The sequence below is a fragment of the Neobacillus sp. PS3-40 genome (assembly GCF_030915485.1).
Classification (GTDB): Bacteria; Bacillota; Bacilli; order Bacillales; family Cytobacillaceae; genus JAUZPL01.
Genome location: NZ_CP133266.1, coordinates 455,806 through 478,250, shown reverse-complemented (window position 1 = coordinate 478,250; position 22,445 = coordinate 455,806). Strand labels below are relative to the sequence as shown.

Sequence of the window (22,445 nt, the reverse complement as noted above, 5' to 3'; positions counted from 1 at the left end):
AAAAGTAATGAATATTATACCCTCAAAAAAGTGGAGGCACTTACCAAAATGTATTCATCATATTTTACTTTGTACAGGTAATAATCCGAAAACCTAGCGAATCTTGATAGTTAATAATGATTTGAGCATGTTGATTTAAAATGTCAAAAAGTTCTGGCTCCACATTCTTTGAGAAGTGGAATTCAGGTAGTGTGTTACTAGTCGATAATGCAGGCTTACCATCGTTTATTTGAATATTTTTAAATCCTGCCTCCTCTAATAGGTTTCTCCAGTCCTGTTCGAGTAGCAAGGAATCTAAATCATAAAATTGTTTGATTTCATTTTCATCATCAACAGCCAGGGGAAAGTTAATGGTCATCTCATTTGCAATAAGGCGCCCACCTTTTTTTAATACTCTTGAAAATTCTTGAAGCGCTTTTCTTTTATCCACAAAAGCAAGCACCGACTCAGATAAAATAAGGTCAAAGGAATTATTTTCAAAAGGGATTTCCTCAATTGATCCTTGAACTAGTTGTATAGGTAATTGTTGTTCAAAGAATCTTTTTTTTGCCTTTTTTACCATGATTGGGTTAATCTCGATGCCCCAAACATTTGCCTTAAATTGATTAAATAAATAGGCTGCAGTTTGTCCAGTACCACAACCTGCATCAAGTATAAATGAATTGTTAGATATATTTTCTTTTGAAAGTACTTCTTTTGTTAACAGGATCCCACCAGGGTGAGCACCGCCGACTCCAAATTTAGCCAAAAAATCGAAATACGAATAGATTCCCATAGACACCACCTATAACCTTTTTTTGCATATTATGTTGGGGAGTAGGCAAATGTTCATAGATCCTTTATTTTGGAAAAGGCTATAATAAGTATTTATGTTGATATTTGAATAAAACGAACCGTTATTCTAACGCGAATACATAAATAAGGGCGAAAATAAGTGATTTCGAGTGGCGTTAATAGACATTATTGTTTAACAGAGCCATTTTTAGAGTAGTAATAACGGCAATTATTACTCGAGTAATCCGAGAAACCAATGAAAATAAAATAAGCGGAAATTTTTCGGTTAAAGGCAGAATGGAGCTCGTTTCGGGGTGTATAAGCGGAGGTTTTCCGGTTACGTAATGCAAAATCCCCTATTTTCACGGTTTTTGAGTCAATAGGCGGAAACTCTCCGTCTATTTAAGCTTTTTTTAATTCATTTTACTAAGTAAGAGGAATTCTTCCGTCTATTAAGAATTCGGACAGGTATCAAATATCAACATTACCTTTAACAGTACCAAAATGATAAAAATGATCTTATTAATTAGAAACTGATGGTTTTTCATGAAGATAAGGAAAGTTGAACATCTATATTAAGCATAATTAGGCAAAAATAGAAAAAGATAATGCTTAATGGTTAAGTGAGAAGGGGGTTTTACCTTGTCAATTCATGTAGCAAAAAAAACGATTCCAAACTGGTTTACCATCGGGAATTTATTATGTGGTCTATTTTCAATTACCTTCAATATGAGTGGATTCTTAAGGATGGCGGCGCTTTTCATTTTTTTATCAGCCTTTCTAGATTTATTTGATGGACGAATTGCAAGGAAGTTAAAGGTAAATAGTGAATTTGGTGTAGAGCTAGATTCGCTTGCTGATGTCGTTAGTTTTGGAGTGGCACCTGCACTTTTATTTCATTCTTTATCGGATCCATCCTTTTTTACATCGATTGCTTTTATGCTTTATCCAACAATGGGAGCATTAAGACTTGCAAAATTCAGCGTGAAACCCACCATTGGCTATTTTATGGGCATACCGATAACAGCAGCAGGACTGATTATGGCAGGAATGGGATTATTTCTTTATAGCAACCCACTAATTACGATCCTATTAGCAGGGTTAATGGTAAGCCCGATTAAAGTGAAGAAGTTTTAAATTACAACTTAATCATAATAATATTATGTAATCTCGAGAGTTTCAATAAGGAAAAATGGTAAAAACTAGGAATTATTTTGATTTCCACTAACTCCCACTATAACAATTCTCCTAACCCTACTATACTTTTGTGGGGAGGGGATCATTTGGCATACATTATTTGTACAACAATAATCCTAATTTTTTTGGCAATTTTTATAAAAGCACACCGAAATACTAAAAAAGTTATGGTTAAAACGATTACCGTTCCAGTATCAAAAGGGAACCGCCCATTAAAAATCCTTCATTTATCAGATATACATCTTGAAAATATTTCAATCTCACCAGAAGAACTTTTTCAAAATGTCTCAAATCAATCTATCGACCTTATTGCTTTAACAGGTGATTATCTTGAACGAAAAAAAAATATCCCAAAATTAATTCCTTACTTAAATAAATTAAAGGATTTAAATCCAAGGTTAGGAATATTTGCTGTCTTTGGGAATCATGATTACTATCTTAAAGGGGAAAATTTTGATTATTTAAAAAGAACCTTAGAGAAACATGGTTGTATTACCTTACAAAATCAGCATATTACCCTAGATGATAACGGAAGGGTATTAAATATTATTGGGATTGATGATTATCATACAAAGAAAAGCAATCTCCAAAAATCATACCAAAATTTACCTAATGGCTATAATCTTGTTTTAACCCATGATCCAAACATCGTTTTAGAAATGAAATCATTACCATACGATTATCTCTTATCAGGACATTTTCACGGGGGACAAATCCTTTGGCCAAAGCCCTATCACTTGCTAAAAATGGGTAAGCTCGTTCGTATGAATATTATAAAAGGTCTTCACTATCAAGATGGAAAGCCTTTTTATATTAGCGAAGGGCTCGGGCAAACCGGGGTAAATATTCGAATTGGAAGTCGTCCGGAAATTACCTTTCATCATATTTCGTAAAGCCGAGACTCCTCGGCTTTTTTTTATTTAAAAGGAATGTTCCTTTCATTACCATTTTAAAATTTGAACTTATTTATCATCCTAATAGTAAAGGTGGAAAAGGAGTGAATCCAAGTGAATGTTCGCCTTACTATTTTATGGATTTGGAAAATTTGCGATCCATTGTTTTATTTATGTACTAGGCTAAATTATGTTAGACCTTCGGAAGCAACAAAATCAAAATCAAAATCAATATTCAGGGTAAGAATTACGAAATACAAAGGAAAAGAAATGATTCTTTCTGATGGCACAAGAATTTGTAAGAACGATCTTTTATTAAAAATACACTTGCATAATGTACGTTTATTAACGGAGTTTCTTAAATTGAATAATGATGTGTGTAGGGCAAGGAAAGTTTATCATACTGTTTACCATTCGATGACGCCATTAGCATTTTATATGAAGGCCCACCCACAAGAACGAAGAATCAAAGGGGTGATCGGAATTACTACTATCAATAAAGGGGCACTATTAGGATTTGATTGTTTTTTCCCAACCAATTCATTCTATAAATGGTTTAAAAAAATGGGTCAGCTTCCAATATCACTACTGTCTAACTCTACATTCAAAAGCTTTAAGAAACACAAGCTCACTTATTTAATAATGTCGAAGGAAAAGCTTTACAGCAAGTACATAAAGGAGGATCCCTTGTAAAGATTAGAATTGTTTACCAGACATATACCGGTTAGAAATGCGGAAAATTATATTGAAGGGTTGAAGTTTTCCCTCCATTCCGTATAAGAAGGAGTGCAAAATATGAAGATTATGTCGCTACTAAAAAAACAGCCATACATGAAAATGTTTACGAAGAAACGTAGTAATAAGGGGGCTGTATGGGCATCTATAATCAGCCTCGGGGCAACTGCTGCAGTGTGGGGAATGACAAAAGGAAAAATGAGGGAATCAAAGATGCAACCTCTACAGAATATGTTTAAGAGTTTAACTGCCAACAAAAACATTCCCATAATGAATGATGCAGCCCTAACAGAGTTTTCTGAGGAATTTATTAACAAAGCAACAAACGCAACAAATGCAGCACGAGCACCATTTAATAAAAAATAGCTTTTTTGAAACAGATTTTTTTACCTAATAAAATGACAGTAGAAATGACGTGTGAATTGGCACACGTCATTTTGTTTTTATTCGGTTATTCCATCATGTGAACCAAGACTTTAGATTAACTGTTAGGAAATGGAACCTTTCGAGGTCGATAGTTAATTACTTCCGAAGAAAATACCTTGATAATTAAATTGCCCCCTAAGGTTTTTGCTTGGATTAGAATCGGTTGATTATATTTATTTTTAAAAACAAAATCAGGTCCATACCAACTGACTGTTGCATCACGGCCATGGGGGATATACGGAACTTCTCTACTGTGAGAAAACCGTTGAACGATCTGCAGCCCCGCATTGTCAACAGCATTAAAAAGGGTTGACGATACTTGGCAAATCCCGCCTCCAATATCTTCAGAAAGTTCACCCCTAATAATAACTGGAGCACGTAAATATCCTTTTTCAACTGTCCTTTTTCCTACAACCCTGTTAAAAGAAAATGTTTCACCAGGAAAAACGACAGTATTATTTAGGGCGTTTACCGCAATTTTAATATTGTTTGCTCTCGTTTTGTTTCGAACATTAAAAGTTGTTACATACCGACCGATTCGTTCACTTCGAATATCTGCAAGTAATTCACTATCTACCCTTGGATAGATTGCTATTAAAGGAATTTCAAACTTCGCAGGGCCATTATTAAAATAATAACTATAAAACTGTTCCATGAAGGCTTTTTGATATAATTCATAACCAACTTGTTCAGTTAAAATATTCCCTTGCTTATCAATTACAGCATTTTGGGGCTCCTTATATACTTGTTTATCTAATTTACCCAAGAATTGATTAACCTTTTCTGGATCAATAATCGGAAGTCCGGGTAAGACCGTAGAAAAATCTGATCGATTGATCATAGAAATGGTTTGACCATCTTTTGTAAGGTATAAGCTGCTATCAGGGATATGTACTTGCTGAAAAATTAATAAAATAGGTAAAATCCAAGAAAAATTCATACGCTGACATACCTCCTCGTATTAATATGGATCAGAATTTGCCATTTCATGTAAGGAATGTTGTGAAAAAAGCTGTATATCAAGCAGATAGGTGTTACTATTATATATATATCATTATGCTAGCATTTATATATCACTTTGATAGGGGTGTCTGTCTTGACTGATTTGGAGAGAATACAGTTAAATGTAAGGATAACTAAAGAAACATCTTTAAAACTAGACGAAATCGTGGCATATTATCAGGAGAATCTAAAACTAGGAAGAATATACAAAGGTGATGTTTTAACAGATATCATTGAAAAATCATATGAAGTAATGAAAAAACAAGTGAAAATGAATAAAAGGATTTAAAGAACAAAATGTATTGGTTTTTAAACATAATACCTCCTATATGTCTCTAATTATTAATGAACTATGAACAAAGTATTAATTAGTAGGGAAGATTGCTCCAGAATATTGATATGCTTGTTAATTCGTATAAACTGAATTAAAAGACAAGTAATTTGGAAATAGGAGATGAACGGAAAAATGAAAATATTAGTGATTGAAGATAATAAAGGCGTTTGCTCCATGATTGAAATGTTTTTTGCAAAAGAAGGAATTGAAGGTGTGTTTGTTAATGATGGGCTAGAAGGATATAACCGTTTTAGTCAGGAAACGTGGGATGCTCTTATAGTTGATTGGATGCTACCGGGAATGGATGGAGTTACATTATGCCGGAAAATTCGTGAAGAGAAAAATACGGTACCCATCATTATGTTAACTGCAAAGGATAGCGAATCAGATCAAGTCCTGGGACTAGAAATGGGAGCAGATGATTACGTGACAAAACCGTTTTCGCCACTTGCATTAATGGCACGCATTAAAGCAGTGACCCGACGATTTAACAATAACATAGCATCAGGCACATATGAAGATGGTGTAGTTCAATCAGAGCATATTAAAATCAATAAAAATACACGAGAAGTTTTAATCGATGGAGTATCGATTACAAATTTGACACCAAAGGAATTTGATTTATTGTATTATTTCGTTCAACATCCAAGACAGGTTTTTTCAAGAGAGCAATTGCTTGAACGAGTATGGGGCTACCAGTTTTATGGTGATGAACGTACCGTTGATGTTCACATAAAACGACTCCGCAAAAAAATTGAAACAGATACTCAGCCATTCTTCCATACTGTTTGGGGTGTGGGCTATAAGTTTGATGAGACTATTAAAGCAGATGAAGTTTAAATATATATATCAACAATTTATTAGCCATATTAGTGTTATTTTGGTGGCGTTTTTGGTGCTGAGTTTCTTGTTTGCCCATTATGTTGAAAATTTAGTTTATGAAAACAAAGCAGAGGAATTAATTTCTTATGGAAAAGCCATTTTAAAAAATATTGAATCAAATCCTGCCCATACTGACCAAATTATAAATCAGTACAGCTCTGTTTTAGCAGGGAGAAAAATAAGTTTTAGTATATTTGATAAGGATGCCAATCTTTATTCTGTTGGAAAACAGGGACCAGCTTGTAAGCTATCTGATTCTGAATGGACAAAAATTACAGAAGGTCAGACTGTCATTGTTAATCAAGATTTTAAAAGATTTGGACAGGAAGGTGTTTCGTTTGTAGTTTTGCCATATATCAATAATGGCAGATTTATTGGTGGAATTCTGTTAACATCTCCAATTAGTGGCACTAGTGAAATGATTAGCCAAATTAATAAATATTTACTGTTCACTATTCTAATTGGACTTACGGTTTCCTTTTTACTGAGCTGGTTATTATCAAGAATCCATGTGAATCGAATTAAACGGCTCCGTGAAGCAACTTCACTTGTTTCTACGGGTGACTATACAGTAAACGTTCCTTCTTCCACATTCGATGAAATTGGCGAATTGGCAAATGACTTTAATCATATGGTTGATAAGATAAATACAGCTATGGAAGAAATTGATAGCCTTGAAAATAGAAGAAGGCAATTTATGGCTGATGTTTCACATGAAATGAGAACCCCATTAACCACGATTAGCGGTGTGATCGAAGGCTTAAAAACTGATATGATTCCAGAAGAAGATAAAGAAAAAGGCATAAACTTGGTTAGTCAAGAAGCAAAAAGACTAATACGACTTGTAAATGAAAACCTGGATTATGATAAAATTCGCTCAAACCAAATCAAATTATTTAGAGAAGATATTCAGCTGGAAGAATTGCTGGAAATTATACAGGAACAATTGTCTCTTCAAGCTGAAGAGAAAATGAATCAAATCTTGGTAGAGGTTGAAAAAGATGTTTTTGTCAATGCAGACTACGATCGACTTATTCAAATATTGATCAATATAACTAAAAATAGTATTCAATTTACTGAAAACGGGACAATTTGGCTACGTGGAAGAATCGAAAAAGGTGAAACAGTTATTGAGATTGAAGACACGGGGATTGGGATTGATCCTGCCGAAGTGGAGAAAATCTGGCGCCGTTTTTATAAAGCGGAAATATCTCGAACAAGTAATCCTTATGGTGAATTTGGATTAGGATTATCGATTGTCAAACAGTTAGTTCTTCTTCATAACGGTGAAATTAACGTATATAGTGAAAAAGGAAAAGGGACGAAATTTGTGATCCGTTTTCATCCATTGTATGAATCCTAAAGCTTTAGGGAACTTTCCTTAGCTTTATTTTTTTAAAAAAAGTTCTAAGCCTCTTTAAAGTTTGTTAATAGTTTCTTCATATATACCAGATATAGTAAAACTATCAATAAACCAAAAGGAGAGATTTCTAATGGATTTTGTAAAAGAGTTTCAGTATGAAGATGAACCAAATAAAGAAGATACCAAGGATACTGGTGATCTAACAGATACAGCTGATGCCATCAATATAACGGATACAATAAGTACATTTGAGACATCAGATACAACGGAAAAAACAGATTCAACAGATAGCACAAATGACAATGAACGAAACAATACTGTTAAAAGAGAGGAATTTAAAAAGGCTGGTAGACAGACTTACTTAAAGGGGGTTGTTTCAACGATTGCGGCCGGAGTTGTTGGCTCCGTTTTAACATTGACCATTCTACCCCACACTGATTACATAAAAAGCCTAACTGCCGGTGGAAATCAGGCAATTGTTAATTCGGAACAAACGGCGAGTTCAGTTCCAACAGTAAAGACGGTATCGGCACAGTCAGGAACAGTAACTGCCGGGACAACATCTATTGCTGATACAGTCGAAAAAGTATCAAAAGCAATTGTAGGGATTGTCAATTACCAACAGCAGCAAAATGGAAACTTTTACGGTTCCGGCAATACACAAAATGTTGAAACTGGTTCTGGCTCAGGGGTTATTTTTCAAAAAAATAAAGATTATGCATATATTGTAACGAATAATCATGTTGTTGAAGGAGCAACTAAACTCGAACTTTCCTTGTATAATGGTGAAAAAACAACGGCAAAAATAGTTGGAACGGATGCATTAACGGATCTTGCAGTGCTTAAGATTGATGCGAAATATGTAAATGATACTGTTGATTTTGGGGATTCTTCTATCCTTCGACCGGGAGATCCCGTATATGCGATCGGAAATCCACTCGGACTTGATCTATCGCGAACAGTTACCCAAGGGATTGTAAGTGCGACGAATCGCCCCATTTCAGTTTCGACCTCGGCCGGTAATTGGGAAACAAATGTTATTCAAACGGATGCAGCTATTAATCCTGGGAATAGTGGGGGAGCTTTAATCAATCCACAAGGGCAAGTCATCGGAATTAATAGTTTAAAGATTTCTGAAAGTGGTGTGGAAGGGCTAGGATTTGCGATTCCAAGTAATGATTTACTGCCAATTGTTAACCAATTAATTAAGAATGGAAAAATAAATCGCCCGTATCTAGGGGTTGGTTTATCTGATCTAAATGAAATCCCACAAATGTATTGGCAGGACCTTCCTGCAAATGTAAAAGGGGTTATGGTAACGAACCTCGATCCTAATTCACCTGCAGGACGGGCTCACTTTCAACAAAAAGATGTGATTGTTTCAATGAACGGAACCCCTATTGAAAACGCAAATGAATTACGGAAATATTTATACACCAAAGTAAACATTGGAGATAAAGTAAAGTTTGAAATATACCGAAATGGTAAGAAAATCTCTGTACAAGTAAAACTAAGCAATAATAGCTAACTAGAGTAAAAGGTTCTAATTATCTTGATCATAGGCACGATATCCCTATTAAAACTAATCATTTTTAAATCAATGGTCAACACTTTAACCAAGTAGAATATGATATTGGTGAACAACATTGGAGGTGACCAAATGGGGGTTGTGAAGGCTAGGGAATCAGATATTAATCTTTTAGCACGATTACTTAGAGCTGAGGCTGAAGGAGAAGGCATACTTGGTATGCAGCTCGTCGGGAATGTTGGAATAAATCGGATTCGAGCAAACTGTTCAGATTTTAAAGGGTTGAGAACTATTCCGCAAATGGTGTTTCAACCGCATGCATTTGAGGCAACTTTAAAAGGATATTTTTATCAACCAGCAAGAGAAAGGGAAAAACGTTTAGCTCGTAAAGCAATAAATGGTGAAAGACACTGGCCAGCGAAATTCAGTCTTTGGTATTTTAGACCTGAGGGAGATTGTCCACAAACATGGTATAATCAACCATTAGTTGCTCGCTACAAACTACACTGTTTTTATGAGCCTACTGCTGAAACATGCCTAAATGTTTATAATACATTTTGAGGAAAATCAACTGGAGCCGCTAAAAATGCGGCTTCTTTTTTTGCGTAACCCTTTTCGAAAAACAAGGCGTCAATTATAATGAGAAATGTAGAGTAAAGTTAAGGGTGATGAAATGAATACGATCCATTTTACGGGCACACAAGTGCTTTTTCTTATGATTATGACATTGGCAGGAGTTATTTTATCTGTTACCTTTCATTTCCCACTTGTCATTGGTTTTCTACCTGGATTTCTTGTACTAGTGATATTTTGTCTTTCAAAGCAAGTCAGAGTAAAAGATCTTTTTTATATTTGTAAAAATGGAATTTACAAAACAAAAATAGTGCTTATTATATTATTACTTGTCAGCTTTTTACTTCCATCCTGGTATTTATCTGGGACTATCAGCCAAATGGTGACTATCGCTTTGGATTTGATTACCCCAAAGCACTTTCTTGTATTATCGTTTCTGGCAACGATGATTTTTTCTATGATTCTAGGAACATCAGTTGGAACGTTGAGTTCAATTGGAGTTCCGATTATGAGTACAGCGATCGTACTACATCTTCCTGTTGAAATGGTGGCAGGTGCACTTATTTCAGGGGCATTTGTAGGGGATCGGACCTCACCTTTTTCAAGCTCACATCAGCTTTTAGCGAATACGGTTGAGCTACCAATTAAAAGGCAAGGGAAAGCGATGTTTTTCACGACTATTGTGGCAATAGTTATAGCCCTTTTCTTCTATAGCATATCCGATATCGTGATTTCTGGTTCTATCTCATCCCATATACAGTCTGTAGCATGGAAGGATCTTTCTATTGTAAAATTTTTACCGCCATTATTATTAATATTATTTGTGCTTTTTCGATTTAGTATTGTTACCGCCTTTCTCGCAAGTATCCTTTCTGCATGTGTTATTGCAGGTCTTGATGGAATTTTAATAGTAAAAATGATCCGAGATTTTTGGCAGGGAATAGAAGGCCTTGGAGGCGGTCTTATTCACATGTACCAATTATTGCTATTTTTAGCATTAGCGGGTGCCTATAATGGTTTATTAGAGGAAATGAATGTGATAAAACCATATTTAGATCGATGGCTGCAAACATCCCAATCACTGTTGAGTGATACGATTAAAACACTTGTGGCGACGCTGTTAATTAGTATGATTGCCGCTAACCAAACATTACCGATAATCCTTACAGGTAGATCGTTTCTTCCGCATTGGTCGACTAAGTATGGCAAAGAAGAACTGGCAAGAGTTATGGGGGATACAACGATGTTATTTCCGGGTATTATCCCCTGGAGTGTATTTGCAATCATGTGTAGTACAATTGTGGGCGTGCCACTTTTGAATTATTTGCCCTATGCTATTTTTCCATGGATTTTACCATGTATAACATTGATCGTATCACTTTACAAACAAATGAGAGTGGTGAAAAAATCACCATCAGCAGTTATGTAAAAAAGTTGATTCTTTTGGGGCACCAGTTTGGATTTAGGCATGAATCATTATTTTCTAACATATAAGTAGGGTAAAGTGTTAGGACAAGGATGAGGAAAATGTTAAAAAAATTTATCATAATTGGCTTTGGAAGCACATTGATTGGAATTGGAATTAACGGTTTTATTCTTCCGCTTCATCTGATTAATGGTGGAATTTTCGGAGTTAGTCTTTTGCTTAATTATATATTTGAGTTTAAACCGGGGCTGACATTTATTTTTCTTAATTTGCCGATTTATTTACTTGCTTATAAATATGATCGATTGTATTTTTTTAATGGTTTACTCGGAGCGATAATTTCAGGTTTTACAATTGAATTATTAATTCCTTTAAAGGGAATGATTCATTTACCAATGCTAAGTAGTGTTCTACTAGGTGCGTTGATCATAGGAAGCGGAGTAGCATTGATGCTAAGAAACCATATAAGTCCGGGTGGATTAGATCTATTGGCATTGCTTGTGTCAAAATGGTCTAAACTTAATGTTGGTATCATTATTTTTATATTTGATACATTGATCATCTTTTCAGGCATGCTGTTACTCCATGACCCCAAATTATTGTATTCACTCCTCATTGTTTCGATTGTAGGGTTACTTACTAGTTTATTGACCAGCTTTAGAAACATATATGTATTTGTAAATATGAAATAAAAAAAGATTATACAACTTCAAAAACAAGGACCTAGCTAGAATCCCTTTGATCCCATCGAGAAAAAAATATCATAAATAAAGTCGCCCTTTTCCTTAGGAGTAAATTTCATAATAACATTTATTGGAAAGGGAAGTGAGGAAACAGATGATGAAACAGATGATGAAACCTGTACGTGACCATTTAAAAATGAATCTAAATCTTTTATTTGTCGGATTTAACCCGAGCATTCGTTCTAGTGAAACAGGACATCATTTTGCTAATCCGAATAATCGATTTTGGAAAATTTTATTTGAAGCAGGCTTGACGCCCATTCAATTTCAAGCTTCCGAAGATCACAAGCTTTTAAAATTAGGTTATGGAATAACTAATATTGTATCTAGACCAACAAAAGCAGCAGATGAGATTACCAAAGAAGAGTATTTAGAAGGAAGATCTATCCTTAAAAATAAAATTGAGGAGTTTAATCCGAAAGTTATTTGCTATGTAGGAAAGGGAGTTTATAAAGAATTTAGCCAGAAAAAAGTCATACATTGGGGGCGGCAGACTGTCCCTGTTATTCCTGGAACAATTGACTTTGTTGCACCATCATCAAGTGGTCTGGTTAGAATGAAAATGGAAGAAATTATTACAATATATCGTCAACTTGCTAATTTGATGAATTCAGAAGTGAAAGAAAACCATCGAGAAAAATAAACATGTTCGATGGTTTTTATCATTCAGTTTATATTATAGAAAAAGTTTATGAAACCACGTGAAGTTGGCATTATCGGAAAGCAATATACTAAGCGAAGATAGCTATTCTTTATTACCTCTCAAATTTATTTTTATATTGTGCAAGCGTTAGTAAAGGGAAAATATAGCGATAACTATGATAATGAATATAAAAGCCGCCAGCCATTCCCTGCCCCTTTGGATAGTCAGTTGTCCAATCATCTTTTTCTAATGATGCAAGTAGATAAGAGATTCCTTTTTGGATTTCTTTTGTTGGCTTTGGAGATGCGGCAATCAAAGCATCAAGCGCCCACGATGTTTGTGTTAATGTACTAGTGTGTAAAGGGATATATTTTCTTTGAATATCGCTATGACAGGATTCACCCCAGCCACCATCTTCATTTTGAATTCCTTTCAACCAGGTCACTGCTCTTTGGAGCGATGGATGGGAAGGTGATATCCCAGTTGCGGTAAGTCCAGTGACAGCTCCCCATGTTCCATAAATATAGCAAATTCCCCATCTTCCATACCATGAGCCATCCTTTTCTTGATTTTTATAGAGCCATTCAATTCCGTTCTTGATTGATTGATTATTTTTTGAGATATTCGTAAAGTTTCCGAAAAATTCAAGCGTTCTTCCTGTTATATCAGCACAAGATGGGTCGATCAACAAAAATTCGCCCTTTTCGATGGGTAGCCTTTTCAGTAATTTATTATTTGTGTTTTTTTCAAAACCAGCCCAACCACCATCATCATTTTGCATTGAGAGTAACCATTTGATTCCTCGCTCCCATGCCTCATTGCCGGAGGTATGATTAGTACGTACCCCTCTAGCAATAGCCCTTAATGATGCTGTTGTATCATCCACATCTGGATTGATGGTATTTATAGTAGAAAAGCCCCAACCTCCTGGTTTACTATTTGGATTATGGATGACCCAATCTCCAAATTTATGATGTTGGTGTTCTAATAAATAATGGTTTGCTTTTTCAACCATTGAACTTTGCTGTGAAACTCCTGCTAACTGCAATACAAAACTGATAAGTGAAGTGTTCCAAACTGATGCCGTTGTATATTGAATATGAGGGCGCCCGTTAATTTCCGTTTTCATTGATTTTAAGCCATTTACTGCTTTCGTTATTACTGGATCATTTTTAGCATGGCCGAGTGCAAGCAATGCAAAGATCATTAGAAAAGTAGAACTAAAATAGCTATAAAGGGTTCCATCAGGCTCAATGTGATCAAGCATATATTTTTTGGCACGGTCGATTGCTAATAAATGAAGCCTTTCGGGTGTGCCAATTAAGTTTTCCACCCCGTCTTTTAAATACGTAAGCAATGATTTCATTTCAGGAGAACGTTGCCAGGAATCTTGGCCATATTCTCGATGGGTATATAATTCAGAAAGATCCGGACTTTTCTCTGTTTTCTTGGAAAACTGCTTATCAGCAATAATCATAATTGGGGCAAGATTTGAGCGCCCGTAAACAGAAAATTGGTAGAAGTTGATTGGGTAGGTTAAGGGGAGTAGAATTAATTCAATTGGAATTGGGATAAATAGAGGTTGTTTGTACTGACCAGTAAGCGAAAGCATTGTTTTAGTAAAAATGCTTGTTTTTTCGATGCCACCGTTTGCACTAATAAATTTTTGTGCCGCTTGTAATCGTGGATCCTCTTTCTTGAAATAGCCTGAATATACGAGGGCATAATAGGCTTCTGTGGAAGTAGAAAGATTTCCATCACCTTCATCGTGAAAAAGCTTCCAGGCACCATTTTTTTCTTGCTTACTGATAATCCTTTCGGCTAGACCCTTGATTAAGTTTTCATCATTGATTTCTAAAGTTCGAAGTAAAACAATCATATATATATCGGTTGTGAGTCCTGTTTCAAATGGGTAATTCCACGAACCATCAAGAGATTGATCTTTTTTTAATCGCTCTATAAGCAAATCCATGCCTTGATTAGTTGTAATCATGTATCCATTCACACTCCTCTCATTATTATTCATATTCGTGAGGTGATTAGAGAATACGTGGAGAAAGGTATGTAGTATGAATCAATAGTTGATCCAATTATTATTAAAATAAATAGTAGTAACTTGGGTAAATAAGTTAATTTGGAATAAATTTGAGGTATATTATTCATTGTTATTAATAAAACAAATCTTTTTAGGTTGAATATATCGTTTGAGAAATAACCGATGGATTGATGAAAAAAAGATTTTACGGTAACGAATGTAAATAAAGTAAGCACTCTCTTTTCTTTATTCTTCTAAAAATGATATTATAAAGATTGATTTTATAGAAAAGGAGAGTTTTTATGAATAAAAAAGGTTACATACTAATGAAAAATGGTGAAAAGATTGAGTTTGACTTGTTTCCAAATGAAGCACCTGGAACAGTTGCAAACTTTGAAAAATTAGCAAAGGAAGGCTTTTATAATGGATTAACCTTCCATCGTGTAATTCCTGGTTTTGTAAGCCAAGGAGGGTGCCCTCAGGGGACAGGAACTGGTGGTCCTGGCTACACAATTAAGTGTGAAACAGAAGGCAATCCGCATAAACATGAACCGGGTTCACTTTCTATGGCCCACGCTGGAAAAAACACAGGTGGAAGCCAATTTTTCATTGTTCATGAATCACAACCACATTTGAATGGTGTTCATACAGTCTTTGGAAAAGTAACATCTGGCCTCGAAACTGCTAAAGCAATGAGGAACGGTGATGTTATGGAGAAAATGGAAATATTCGATGAAGAATAGGTAACATAAAAGAGAGGGCTTAGGCTCTCTTTTTTTCATTATAAAAAGTTTCTCTTATTAATAGTTGGGATGTAATGGCTCTTATTGGGTAAATTATTGTAAATGGTTCAAATTGGGGGTTATTATGAAAAAGATTATTTACTTGCTCATTCCTTCATTTTTATGTGCATTTCTCGCAATTGGAACAAATGCTCATGGTGAAACTAAACAATTAAAAGCAGCCATTATCATTGATGATTTCGGGGGATGTACGGTCGGGGCAGAAAAGTTTTTAGAAGGGGAAATACCAATTACTGTAGCAGTTATGCCATTTACAGATCATTCAACGGAACATGCAGTCTGGGCTCATAAAAATGGTTTTGAGGTGATGATCCATTTACCAATGCAGCCAATAAGAGGGAAAAGATCCTGGCTTGGTTCAAAGCCCATAACAATTGACCTCTCCACAAATGAAGTAAAACAACGTGTTTACGATGCGATTAAAGATGTCCCTTACGCCAAGGGATTAAATAATCATATGGGCTCCCTTGCAGTAGCAGATGAACATATAGTTCAAGCGATTGTAGAGGTTGCAAAAGAAAAAAATCTATTTATTGTCGACAGTGGTACGAGTCCTGATTCAAAATTTCCAGAGATTACGAAAAAGTTGGGAGTGCCACTTATAAAAAGAGATGTATTTCTAGATGATATTTTATCTACATCCCATGTTAGAAAACAAATGGAAAAGTTAGCAAAGGTTACTGAGTTAAAAGGCCAAGGTTTAGCCATCGGTCATGTGGGCATCAAGGGAGAAGCTTGTTCAGCCGGAGTCTGGCAGTCAATGGATTTGTTTAAAAAAAGAAACATTAAAATTGTACCCGTCTCAGATCTTTTAACAAATGAATTAACAGAAAAGAATTTTCTGCCTTAAAGAAGAGCATATGTGATTGCTCTTTTTTTCTGTTAAGCTTCATTATTGTTTTTCATTATAATTAGGGAACAGGAGATAAGATCAATTATTTTAGAAATGGCTCTATTAAATATTTATATTGATATTCGAATAAAACGAACTGTTATTCTAAAATAAATATATAAATAAGGGGATATATAAGTGATTTCGAGTGGCGTTAACAGACATTATTGTTTAACAGAGCCATTTTTAAAGTAGTAATAACGGCAATCATTACTCAAGTAATCCGAGAAACTAACGAAAATAAAATAAACGGAGATTTTTCGGTTAAATGCAGAATGGAGCTCGTTTCGGGGGTGTATAAGCGAAGGTTTTCCGGTTACGCAATGCAAAGCCCCTCATTTTCGCAGTTTTTGAGTCAATAGGCGGAAACTCTCCGTCTATTTAATCTATTTTTAATCCAATTTACTATTTAAGAGGAATTTTTCCGACTATTAAGAATTCGGACAGGTATCAAATATCACCATTTACCTTTAACAGACATCTATGCAAAATTTTTGGCACATCTATGAATGAAATAACAGTTATCCACAGTTATTTCAGGGTAGAGCCTTCTTTTATAAAAAATTGAAAAGATTAATTAGTGCAACAAAAATGGGGATATCTTTCAGGTTAGGAAGCGGTTGGTGCTTCCGAATTGCATAGATTAAGAGACAGATAGAAAACTATTAAGACGTATAAACAAATCTCTTTAATATAGAAGAACTTCATTATCCCACTCTTTAATACCAACCAATTATATAGTGAAACAAATTATTTTTCATGATAGTCTTAAATTGATAGAATATCTCCAACCACTGTTTTAAATCCAAGCAATTTTGGTAGAAGATCAATCTGAAAATTGGAATAGTGAATATATAGAAGAAATAATAGAGGGAATACGCATATTATCTGAGATTGTAAAAGGAGAAGATTAAAAATATGAAACTAATATCTTGGAATGTAAACGGACTTAGGGCCTGTGTAAAAAAAGGATTTTTAGATTTTTTCAAAGAAGTTGATGCAGATTTTTTCTGTGTCCAGGAGACAAAATTACAAGCAGGACAAATTGAACTTGAATTAGCAGGATACCATCAATATTGGAACTATGCTGAAAAAAAGGGATATTCCGGGACAGCTATATTTTCAAAATTTGAACCAATTTCAGTTAAATATGGTGTTGGAGCAAAAGATTCGGAGCAAGAAGGAAGAATTATTACGCTAGAGTTTGCGGATTTTTATTTAGTTAATGTATATACGCCTAATTCACAAAGGGATTTGGCAAGGCTCGGCTTCCGATTAGACTGGGAAGATGAAATCCGTGCGTACCTTCAAGAATTAGATAACGTTAAGCCTGTTATCCTATGTGGAGATCTAAATGTAGCTCATCATGAAATTGATCTAAAAAATCCTAAATCAAATCAAAATAACTCTGGTTTTACCTATGAGGAACGGGGAAAAATGACGGCGCTACTTGAAGGCGGTTTTGTCGATAGTTATCGGCATTTTTATCCGGATGATGAAGGGGCATATACTTGGTGGTCATATATGAGCAAGATTCGCGAACGGAATATTGGGTGGCGAATTGATTATTTTATCGCTTCTGAAAGATTGCGAGATCGTTTGCAAGGTGCCAGAATTTATTCTAAAGTCATGGGCAGCGATCATTGTCCAATTTTACTAGAAATTGACCTTTCCGCTTAATTCTAATTGAGTGGTAAGATTACAAACAGTCTAATACTTGCCTTATAAGAAAACTCCTTGTAACTTACAAGGAGTTTTCTTTATGCCTAAAATTACCCAACTAAATTTCGTTCAAAGCTGTGCCAAATAAATCAAATTCAGGTTCATCTTCGACGTTTCCGACGTTACCTTCATATTTTGTATATTCCCAATCATCTTGCGGAGTAAAGGCTTCTTCCTTTTCTTTATGATATGGCTGATCATTCAATACCATTGGTAATCATCTCCTATTTCCTTCATATATCATAGGTTTCCAAATAATAGTAAAATAATTCCCCTTATTTGAACGCATCTAGAAACAAAATCTAAAGGAATAAAAAATAAAGAAAATATTAGTGGGTGTAAATGGAAATAATAGTAGTCACCAACATATGAGGGGTGAGATTCAATGTTTCGCAAAAAGGATTTAAAGGGCCATAGTAAGAATGTAGTGGAGCAAAGTAAGAATAACATTGAAAATGATGCCCATTGTTTAGTAACATCCCTTGAAGCAAATATTGAATTGTTTACTAAAATATTTAATAATGATGAAACACTTGTTGTGAGAAGGTTTCAGAATAAGTATTTGAAAGAGGCAAAGTGCTGTGCCGTTTATATTGCAGGAATGGTTAATACAGATATGCTTAACGAAAATGTTATTCAGCCTATTTTGCAAAACAACCTGAGGGAGGATATTTACACCCATAAATTATTGGAGGAATTACAATATAAAATAATTGTCTCTGATAATGTGAATTTGGTTAACGATTTAAGCGAACTTGTAAATTCTGTGATTAGTGGAGATACCATTTTATTATTAGAGGGTTATGACAACGCTCTTATCATTAGTACAAGAGGTTGGCCAACAAGGTCAATTGAGGAGCCTGAATCTGCAAAGGTTGTCCGTGGACCACGGGAAGGATTTACGGAGTCTCTTATGACAAGTTTGTCTTTAATACGAAGGAAAATTAATACTCCAGAATTAAAATTCAAATTTCGAGAAATGGGTGAAAGAACACACACGAAGGTTTGTGTTTGTTATATAGAGGGGTTGGCAGTAGAAGAAATATTGCTTGAATTGGAAAAACGGTTAGATGCAATTAAAATTGATGCAATCCTTGACTCGGGCTATATTCAAGAGCTTATACGAGATGCCCCGTTTTCACCATATGAGACAGTTGGATATAGTGAGAGACCAGATGTTATTGCTGCTAAACTACTTGAGGGAAGAATCGCAATCGTTGTAGATGGAAGTCCCTTTGTTTTAACGGTTCCATTCGTACTTGCTGAATCTTTCCAATCGGACGAGGACTATTATAATAACTTTATTTTTTCTTCTTTTAACAGAATGATTCGAATGGTTGGGGTTTTCGTTGCAACAGGTTTACCAGCTGTATACCTAGCTATTGTGACATACCATCAGGAAATGCTACCTACGCCCCTACTGATTAGTATAGCATCAGCGCGTCAGGGAGTCCCCTTTCCAAGTGTTGTAGCTTTATTTTTTATGCTATTAGTTTTTGATGTCATAAGGGAAGCTGCAACTAGAATGCCTACCCCGATAGGCCAGGCTGTGAATATTGTTGGTACCCTGGTATTAGGTCAGGCAATAGTAGAAGCAAAAATAGTCAGTTCTCCCGTCATTATCATAACGGCCATTTCAGGTATTATGAAATTGTTAAGTCCCACTGCTTTGGGATCTATCATTGTTTTGCGATTATTTTTCCTATTACTTGCTTCTGTTATGGGGATTTACGGGTATATATTAGGAATGATTATAGCCACTTTGCATTTAATGAATGTTCGTTCTTTTGGCGTACCATATATGTTAGGCCTTTCCTCTGTAAAAAATCATAATGGACAAGATATATGGATTCGAGCTCCATGGTGGACAATGACATTACGCCCTAAGATCATTGGTGCAAGGAATTTAGTGAGGCAATCAATGAAAAAAACAGTGGGAAGTAAACCCAAATGAAAAAGTTCCTACTACTAACTATTGTTCTTATTCTTAATTTATCGATCCTAACTGGTTGTTGGAATTATCGGGAAGTTGAGAAACTTGCTATCGTTGCAGGGGTTGCTATTGATAAAGGTAAAAATAATCAATTTCGAGTAACAGTTGAAATCATACAAATTAGTGGTGGAAAAGATACAAAAATAACCTCAAAACTCGTCACAATTGAAGGAAAAACAATCTTTGATGCAGTAAGGAATGCAATTTCGTTATCAGGGAAAAAACTGTATTGGAGTCATACCAAAGTAGTTGTAATCAGTAAGGATATAGCAAAAAATGGAATTTTGAGGGTAGTGGACTGGTATAATCGTGACTCTGAAACAAGGTCAGATGTTAATCTTCTTATTTCAAAGGAGAAAACAGCAAGGGAAGTATTGGAGGGGACAGGTGTAACAGATGAAATTAAATCTTTTGAACTAGCTGATACCTTAAAGAACGAAAAATCTTTAAGTAAAGCCCCTACATCAGAAATTTGGCAGTTTATCAATGACTTAGAATCTCCGGGCATTGTAAACGTAATCCCAACAGTAAGCTTAAACCAAACTGAAAATAATTCGACCCCTCAAGTTATGGGTTTAGCTATTTTTAAGAAAGCAAAGCTAATAGGTTTTTTAAATGGACGGGAAAGCAAATCAGTCCTTTTTGTTAAGGATGAAGTGAAGGGTGGTTTACTTGTACAAGGTGTTCAGGGGAATAAATCCACACCTGTTTCATTGGAAATTTTTAAAAGTAAAACAAAGATGGAGCCTGTAGTAAAAGCGAATCATGATATCGAATTTAACGTTACTATTAATACAACTGTAGCAATTGATGAAATTGGAAATAGTGAAAATCTCACTTCCGAACCACAGCTTGAGAAATTGAAGAGAAGTACGGAGGCAATGGTAAAAAAATATGTTGAGAATTGCATTAAAAAAGTCCAATCCGATTATGGGGTTGATATCTTTGGGTTTGGGGAAAAATTACGTGAGGAAAAGCCACGTATATGGAATCGAATAGGTAATAATTGGGAAGATAAATTTAAAGAGTTAAAAGTAAATGTGAAAGTTAAGGTTGATATAAAAGGAAGTGGAATGTTTTCACAACCTATTGAAGTGGGGGATTAAAATTGATTGCGTTACTATTATTCGGATATTCTTTTTTAGGCCTATATGAGTTTATACCCTTATACAAACAAAAACATTGGCGTGATTTTTGGGTAAATACGATTTTGGGGATTTGCTCATTTACGATTGGTATCCTCCAATGTTTTGATATTAAGATTCCAAATCCTTCAGAACCAATAAAGGATATCGTTACATTAGTATTTGGAAAGTGGGTCTAAAATGCGTAGGGAACACATTTCAGATAAAGAAGCTATTTTCCTTATGATCATTTTTATTATTGGTAGCTCGTTTATTCTTGGAGTGGGTGGTGAAGCTAAAAATGATGCATGGATCAGCGTCATTCTGGGGATTTTCATGGCAGTCCCAATGATCCTTATTTATGCAAGATTGCTTTCACTTCTACCTGATATGGGCTTATATGATATTTTAGAGTGGGCGTTTGGAAAAGTGATCGGAAAACTATTCGCTCTTTTTTACATTTGGTATTCCTTTCATCTTGGAGCCTTGGTCATTAGGGATTTTGGTGAATTTACTGCTACTATTGCTATGCCAGAAACACCGATGTTTGTTTCAATGCTTTGTTTGATGATTGTTTGTATTGTGGCTGTCAGGTCAGGAGTTGAGGTGATGGGAAGAATTAGTGCTGCTGTGCTTCCATTACTATTTATAATTATTACAGCAGTCCAACTGATGGCGATACCTAAAATGAACTTTCATTTTCTTAAACCAATACTCGGAAATGGATTACTTCCAGTCATAAAGGCAGGGTTCTCTACCTTTTCTTTCCCTTTTGCAGAAACCGTTCTATTAATGGGTGTTTTTTTTTCATTGAAAACAAAAAAGTCACCATATAAGGTTTACCTATTAGGAACTGCTATTGGGGGAGGCTTAATTGTCATCATTACCATCCGAAATATTGTTGTGTTGGGGGAAACGTACACAAAATATTATTTTCCTGCACATGTCGCTGTTAGTATGATAAGTTTAGGTGATTTTTTGCAAAGAATTGAATTATCCGTTGCGGTAATATTTGTATTCGGGGTTTTCATCAAATCGAGTGTCTGTTTATTTGTATTATCTAAAGGAATTGCTAAACTATTCAACCTAACTGATTATCGGTCGATTGTTATTCAGTCAGGGCTTTTAATGCTTTATTTTTCAGTGATTTTTTCCGATAATATTATGCAATTGACCAGTTGGGCTTTCAAAATATATGCCTATTATGCATTTCCTTTTCAAGTAATTTTCCCAATTATTCTTTTAGTTACAGTAGAGATAAAAGTAAGAAGAAACAAGAAAAATCTCCTGGATGATAGTAGCTTTGTCAACAATAAAAGCTAATAAAGCCAAAAAGAAAAAAGCCGGTTCGGCTCTT

Annotated in this window: 23 protein-coding genes; 19 read left to right on the top strand and 4 right to left on the bottom strand. The window is 35.0% G+C overall.

The genetic code is table 11. The annotated features are described in order from the left end of the window. Positions 1-64: 64 nt before the first annotated feature. On the bottom strand, positions 65-775 hold the full coding sequence (locus RCG20_RS02385; RefSeq protein WP_308182633.1) for a class I SAM-dependent methyltransferase: 711 nt from the start codon (positions 773-775) through the stop codon (positions 65-67). A gap of 647 nt (positions 776-1,422) precedes the next feature. Here RCG20_RS02385 and pssA point away from each other — a divergent pair. From pssA to RCG20_RS02365, 4 genes are all read left to right on the top strand, one after another. Then, entirely contained in the window at positions 1,423-1,911 is a 489-nt protein-coding gene (pssA, locus tag RCG20_RS02380; protein WP_374120524.1) for a CDP-diacylglycerol--serine O-phosphatidyltransferase, read from the top strand. A gap of 146 nt (positions 1,912-2,057) precedes the next feature. Next, the gene (locus RCG20_RS02375) at positions 2,058-2,864 is read left to right on the top strand and encodes a metallophosphoesterase (RefSeq protein ID WP_308182631.1); all 807 of its coding nucleotides are present in this window, start codon (positions 2,058-2,060) and stop codon (positions 2,862-2,864) included. 114 nt (positions 2,865-2,978) lie between these two features. Then, the gene (locus RCG20_RS02370; RefSeq protein ID WP_308182630.1) at positions 2,979-3,557 is read left to right on the top strand and encodes a YkoP family protein; all 579 of its coding nucleotides are present in this window, start codon (positions 2,979-2,981) and stop codon (positions 3,555-3,557) included. A gap of 102 nt (positions 3,558-3,659) precedes the next feature. Beyond that, on the top strand, positions 3,660-3,965 hold the full coding sequence (locus RCG20_RS02365; RefSeq protein ID WP_308182629.1) for a hypothetical protein: 306 nt from the start codon (positions 3,660-3,662) through the stop codon (positions 3,963-3,965). Between the two features lie 115 nt (positions 3,966-4,080). Here RCG20_RS02365 and RCG20_RS02360 read toward each other — a convergent pair whose 3' ends face one another. Then, positions 4,081-4,965, bottom strand: a complete 885-nt coding sequence (locus RCG20_RS02360; RefSeq protein WP_308182628.1) for a VanW family protein — start codon at positions 4,963-4,965, stop codon at positions 4,081-4,083. Positions 4,966-5,121: 156 nt separating this feature from the next. Here RCG20_RS02360 and RCG20_RS02355 point away from each other — a divergent pair, with 156 nt between their 5' ends. The 8 genes from RCG20_RS02355 (at position 5,122) to mug (ending at position 12,519) form a co-directional block, all read left to right on the top strand. Next, positions 5,122-5,316 (top strand): hypothetical protein, encoded by a 195-nt coding sequence (locus RCG20_RS02355; RefSeq protein ID WP_308182627.1) that lies wholly within the window; start codon positions 5,122-5,124, stop codon positions 5,314-5,316. A 177-nt stretch (positions 5,317-5,493) separates the two neighbouring features. Further along, the gene (locus RCG20_RS02350; RefSeq protein WP_308182626.1) at positions 5,494-6,201 is read left to right on the top strand and encodes a winged helix-turn-helix domain-containing protein; all 708 of its coding nucleotides are present in this window, start codon (positions 5,494-5,496) and stop codon (positions 6,199-6,201) included. Continuing rightward, a complete protein-coding gene (locus RCG20_RS02345) occupies positions 6,191-7,606 on the top strand; it encodes an ATP-binding protein (protein ID WP_308184271.1) in 1,416 nt (471 codons plus the stop codon). Before RCG20_RS02350 ends, RCG20_RS02345 begins: the two co-directional genes overlap by 11 nt. Before the next feature lie 130 nt (positions 7,607-7,736). After that, positions 7,737-9,134, top strand: a complete 1,398-nt coding sequence (locus RCG20_RS02340; RefSeq protein ID WP_308182625.1) for a S1C family serine protease — start codon at positions 7,737-7,739, stop codon at positions 9,132-9,134. A gap of 132 nt (positions 9,135-9,266) precedes the next feature. Then, positions 9,267-9,695 carry a cell wall hydrolase gene (locus tag RCG20_RS02335; protein WP_308182624.1) on the top strand — a complete coding sequence of 143 codons (429 nt, stop codon included), beginning with the start codon at positions 9,267-9,269 and terminating at the stop codon, positions 9,693-9,695. Between the two features lie 112 nt (positions 9,696-9,807). Beyond that, a complete protein-coding gene (locus tag RCG20_RS02330) occupies positions 9,808-11,136 on the top strand; it encodes a Na+/H+ antiporter NhaC family protein (protein ID WP_308182623.1) in 1,329 nt (442 codons plus the stop codon). 98 nt (positions 11,137-11,234) lie between these two features. Then, positions 11,235-11,825 (top strand): YitT family protein, encoded by a 591-nt coding sequence (locus RCG20_RS02325; RefSeq protein WP_308182622.1) that lies wholly within the window; start codon positions 11,235-11,237, stop codon positions 11,823-11,825. 160 nt (positions 11,826-11,985) lie between these two features. Continuing rightward, positions 11,986-12,519: a G/U mismatch-specific DNA glycosylase gene (gene mug, locus RCG20_RS02320; RefSeq protein ID WP_308184270.1), complete on the top strand. Its 534-nt coding sequence runs from the start codon at positions 11,986-11,988 to the stop codon at positions 12,517-12,519. 112 nt (positions 12,520-12,631) lie between these two features. Here the strand turns inward: mug and shc are convergent, their stop codons facing one another. Beyond that, entirely contained in the window at positions 12,632-14,512 is a 1,881-nt protein-coding gene (gene shc, locus RCG20_RS02315) for a squalene--hopene cyclase (RefSeq protein ID WP_308182621.1), read from the bottom strand. Positions 14,513-14,856: 344 nt separating this feature from the next. Here shc and RCG20_RS02310 point away from each other — a divergent pair, with 344 nt between their 5' ends. The 3 genes from RCG20_RS02310 to RCG20_RS02300 all read left to right on the top strand — a co-directional run bounded on the left by RCG20_RS02310 (position 14,857) and on the right by RCG20_RS02300 (position 17,929). After that, positions 14,857-15,297 carry a peptidylprolyl isomerase gene (locus tag RCG20_RS02310; protein ID WP_308182620.1) on the top strand — a complete coding sequence of 147 codons (441 nt, stop codon included), beginning with the start codon at positions 14,857-14,859 and terminating at the stop codon, positions 15,295-15,297. A 124-nt stretch (positions 15,298-15,421) separates the two neighbouring features. Further along, positions 15,422-16,207 (top strand): divergent polysaccharide deacetylase family protein, encoded by a 786-nt coding sequence (locus RCG20_RS02305; protein ID WP_308182619.1) that lies wholly within the window; start codon positions 15,422-15,424, stop codon positions 16,205-16,207. A gap of 960 nt (positions 16,208-17,167) precedes the next feature. Next, a complete protein-coding gene (locus RCG20_RS02300; RefSeq protein WP_308182618.1) occupies positions 17,168-17,929 on the top strand; it encodes an exodeoxyribonuclease III in 762 nt (253 codons plus the stop codon). A 100-nt stretch (positions 17,930-18,029) separates the two neighbouring features. Here the strand turns inward: RCG20_RS02300 and RCG20_RS02295 are convergent, their stop codons facing one another. Next, on the bottom strand, positions 18,030-18,182 hold the full coding sequence (locus tag RCG20_RS02295; protein WP_308182617.1) for a hypothetical protein: 153 nt from the start codon (positions 18,180-18,182) through the stop codon (positions 18,030-18,032). Positions 18,183-18,356: 174 nt separating this feature from the next. Here RCG20_RS02295 and RCG20_RS02290 point away from each other — a divergent pair, with 174 nt between their 5' ends. From RCG20_RS02290 to RCG20_RS02275, 4 genes are read left to right on the top strand one after another with little or no spacing between them, the layout of a single operon-like run. Beyond that, positions 18,357-19,925 (top strand): spore germination protein, encoded by a 1,569-nt coding sequence (locus tag RCG20_RS02290; protein ID WP_308182616.1) that lies wholly within the window; start codon positions 18,357-18,359, stop codon positions 19,923-19,925. Further along, the gene (locus RCG20_RS02285) at positions 19,922-21,070 is read left to right on the top strand and encodes a Ger(x)C family spore germination protein (RefSeq protein WP_308182615.1); all 1,149 of its coding nucleotides are present in this window, start codon (positions 19,922-19,924) and stop codon (positions 21,068-21,070) included. The genes RCG20_RS02290 and RCG20_RS02285 overlap by 4 nt, the downstream gene beginning before the upstream one ends. Positions 21,071-21,072: 2 nt before the next feature. Beyond that, the gene (locus tag RCG20_RS02280) at positions 21,073-21,288 is read left to right on the top strand and encodes a hypothetical protein (RefSeq protein WP_308182614.1); all 216 of its coding nucleotides are present in this window, start codon (positions 21,073-21,075) and stop codon (positions 21,286-21,288) included. 1 nt (position 21,289) lies between these two features. Further along, the gene (locus RCG20_RS02275; protein ID WP_308182613.1) at positions 21,290-22,411 is read left to right on the top strand and encodes a GerAB/ArcD/ProY family transporter; all 1,122 of its coding nucleotides are present in this window, start codon (positions 21,290-21,292) and stop codon (positions 22,409-22,411) included. Positions 22,412-22,445: the final 34 nt, after the last annotated feature.

Coding starts and splice junctions, on each gene's coding strand:
- RCG20_RS02385 (WP_308182633.1), bottom strand. CDS start 775: ATGGGAATCTATTCGTATTTCGATTTTTTGGCTAAATTTGGAGTCGGC.
- RCG20_RS02365 (WP_308182629.1), top strand. CDS start 3,660: ATGAAGATTATGTCGCTACTAAAAAAACAGCCATACATGAAAATGTTT.
- RCG20_RS02360 (WP_308182628.1), bottom strand. CDS start 4,965: ATGAATTTTTCTTGGATTTTACCTATTTTATTAATTTTTCAGCAAGTA.
- RCG20_RS02350 (WP_308182626.1), top strand. CDS start 5,494: ATGAAAATATTAGTGATTGAAGATAATAAAGGCGTTTGCTCCATGATT.
- RCG20_RS02345 (WP_308184271.1), top strand. CDS start 6,191: ATGAAGTTTAAATATATATATCAACAATTTATTAGCCATATTAGTGTT.
- RCG20_RS02340 (WP_308182625.1), top strand. CDS start 7,737: ATGGATTTTGTAAAAGAGTTTCAGTATGAAGATGAACCAAATAAAGAA.
- RCG20_RS02335 (WP_308182624.1), top strand. CDS start 9,267: ATGGGGGTTGTGAAGGCTAGGGAATCAGATATTAATCTTTTAGCACGA.
- RCG20_RS02330 (WP_308182623.1), top strand. CDS start 9,808: ATGAATACGATCCATTTTACGGGCACACAAGTGCTTTTTCTTATGATT.
- RCG20_RS02325 (WP_308182622.1), top strand. CDS start 11,235: ATGTTAAAAAAATTTATCATAATTGGCTTTGGAAGCACATTGATTGGA.
- mug (WP_308184270.1), top strand. CDS start 11,986: ATGAAACCTGTACGTGACCATTTAAAAATGAATCTAAATCTTTTATTT.
- shc (WP_308182621.1), bottom strand. CDS start 14,512: ATGATTACAACTAATCAAGGCATGGATTTGCTTATAGAGCGATTAAAA.
- RCG20_RS02310 (WP_308182620.1), top strand. CDS start 14,857: ATGAATAAAAAAGGTTACATACTAATGAAAAATGGTGAAAAGATTGAG.
- RCG20_RS02305 (WP_308182619.1), top strand. CDS start 15,422: ATGAAAAAGATTATTTACTTGCTCATTCCTTCATTTTTATGTGCATTT.
- RCG20_RS02300 (WP_308182618.1), top strand. CDS start 17,168: ATGAAACTAATATCTTGGAATGTAAACGGACTTAGGGCCTGTGTAAAA.
- RCG20_RS02295 (WP_308182617.1), bottom strand. CDS start 18,182: ATGGTATTGAATGATCAGCCATATCATAAAGAAAAGGAAGAAGCCTTT.
- RCG20_RS02290 (WP_308182616.1), top strand. CDS start 18,357: ATGTTTCGCAAAAAGGATTTAAAGGGCCATAGTAAGAATGTAGTGGAG.
- RCG20_RS02285 (WP_308182615.1), top strand. CDS start 19,922: ATGAAAAAGTTCCTACTACTAACTATTGTTCTTATTCTTAATTTATCG.
- RCG20_RS02275 (WP_308182613.1), top strand. CDS start 21,290: ATGCGTAGGGAACACATTTCAGATAAAGAAGCTATTTTCCTTATGATC.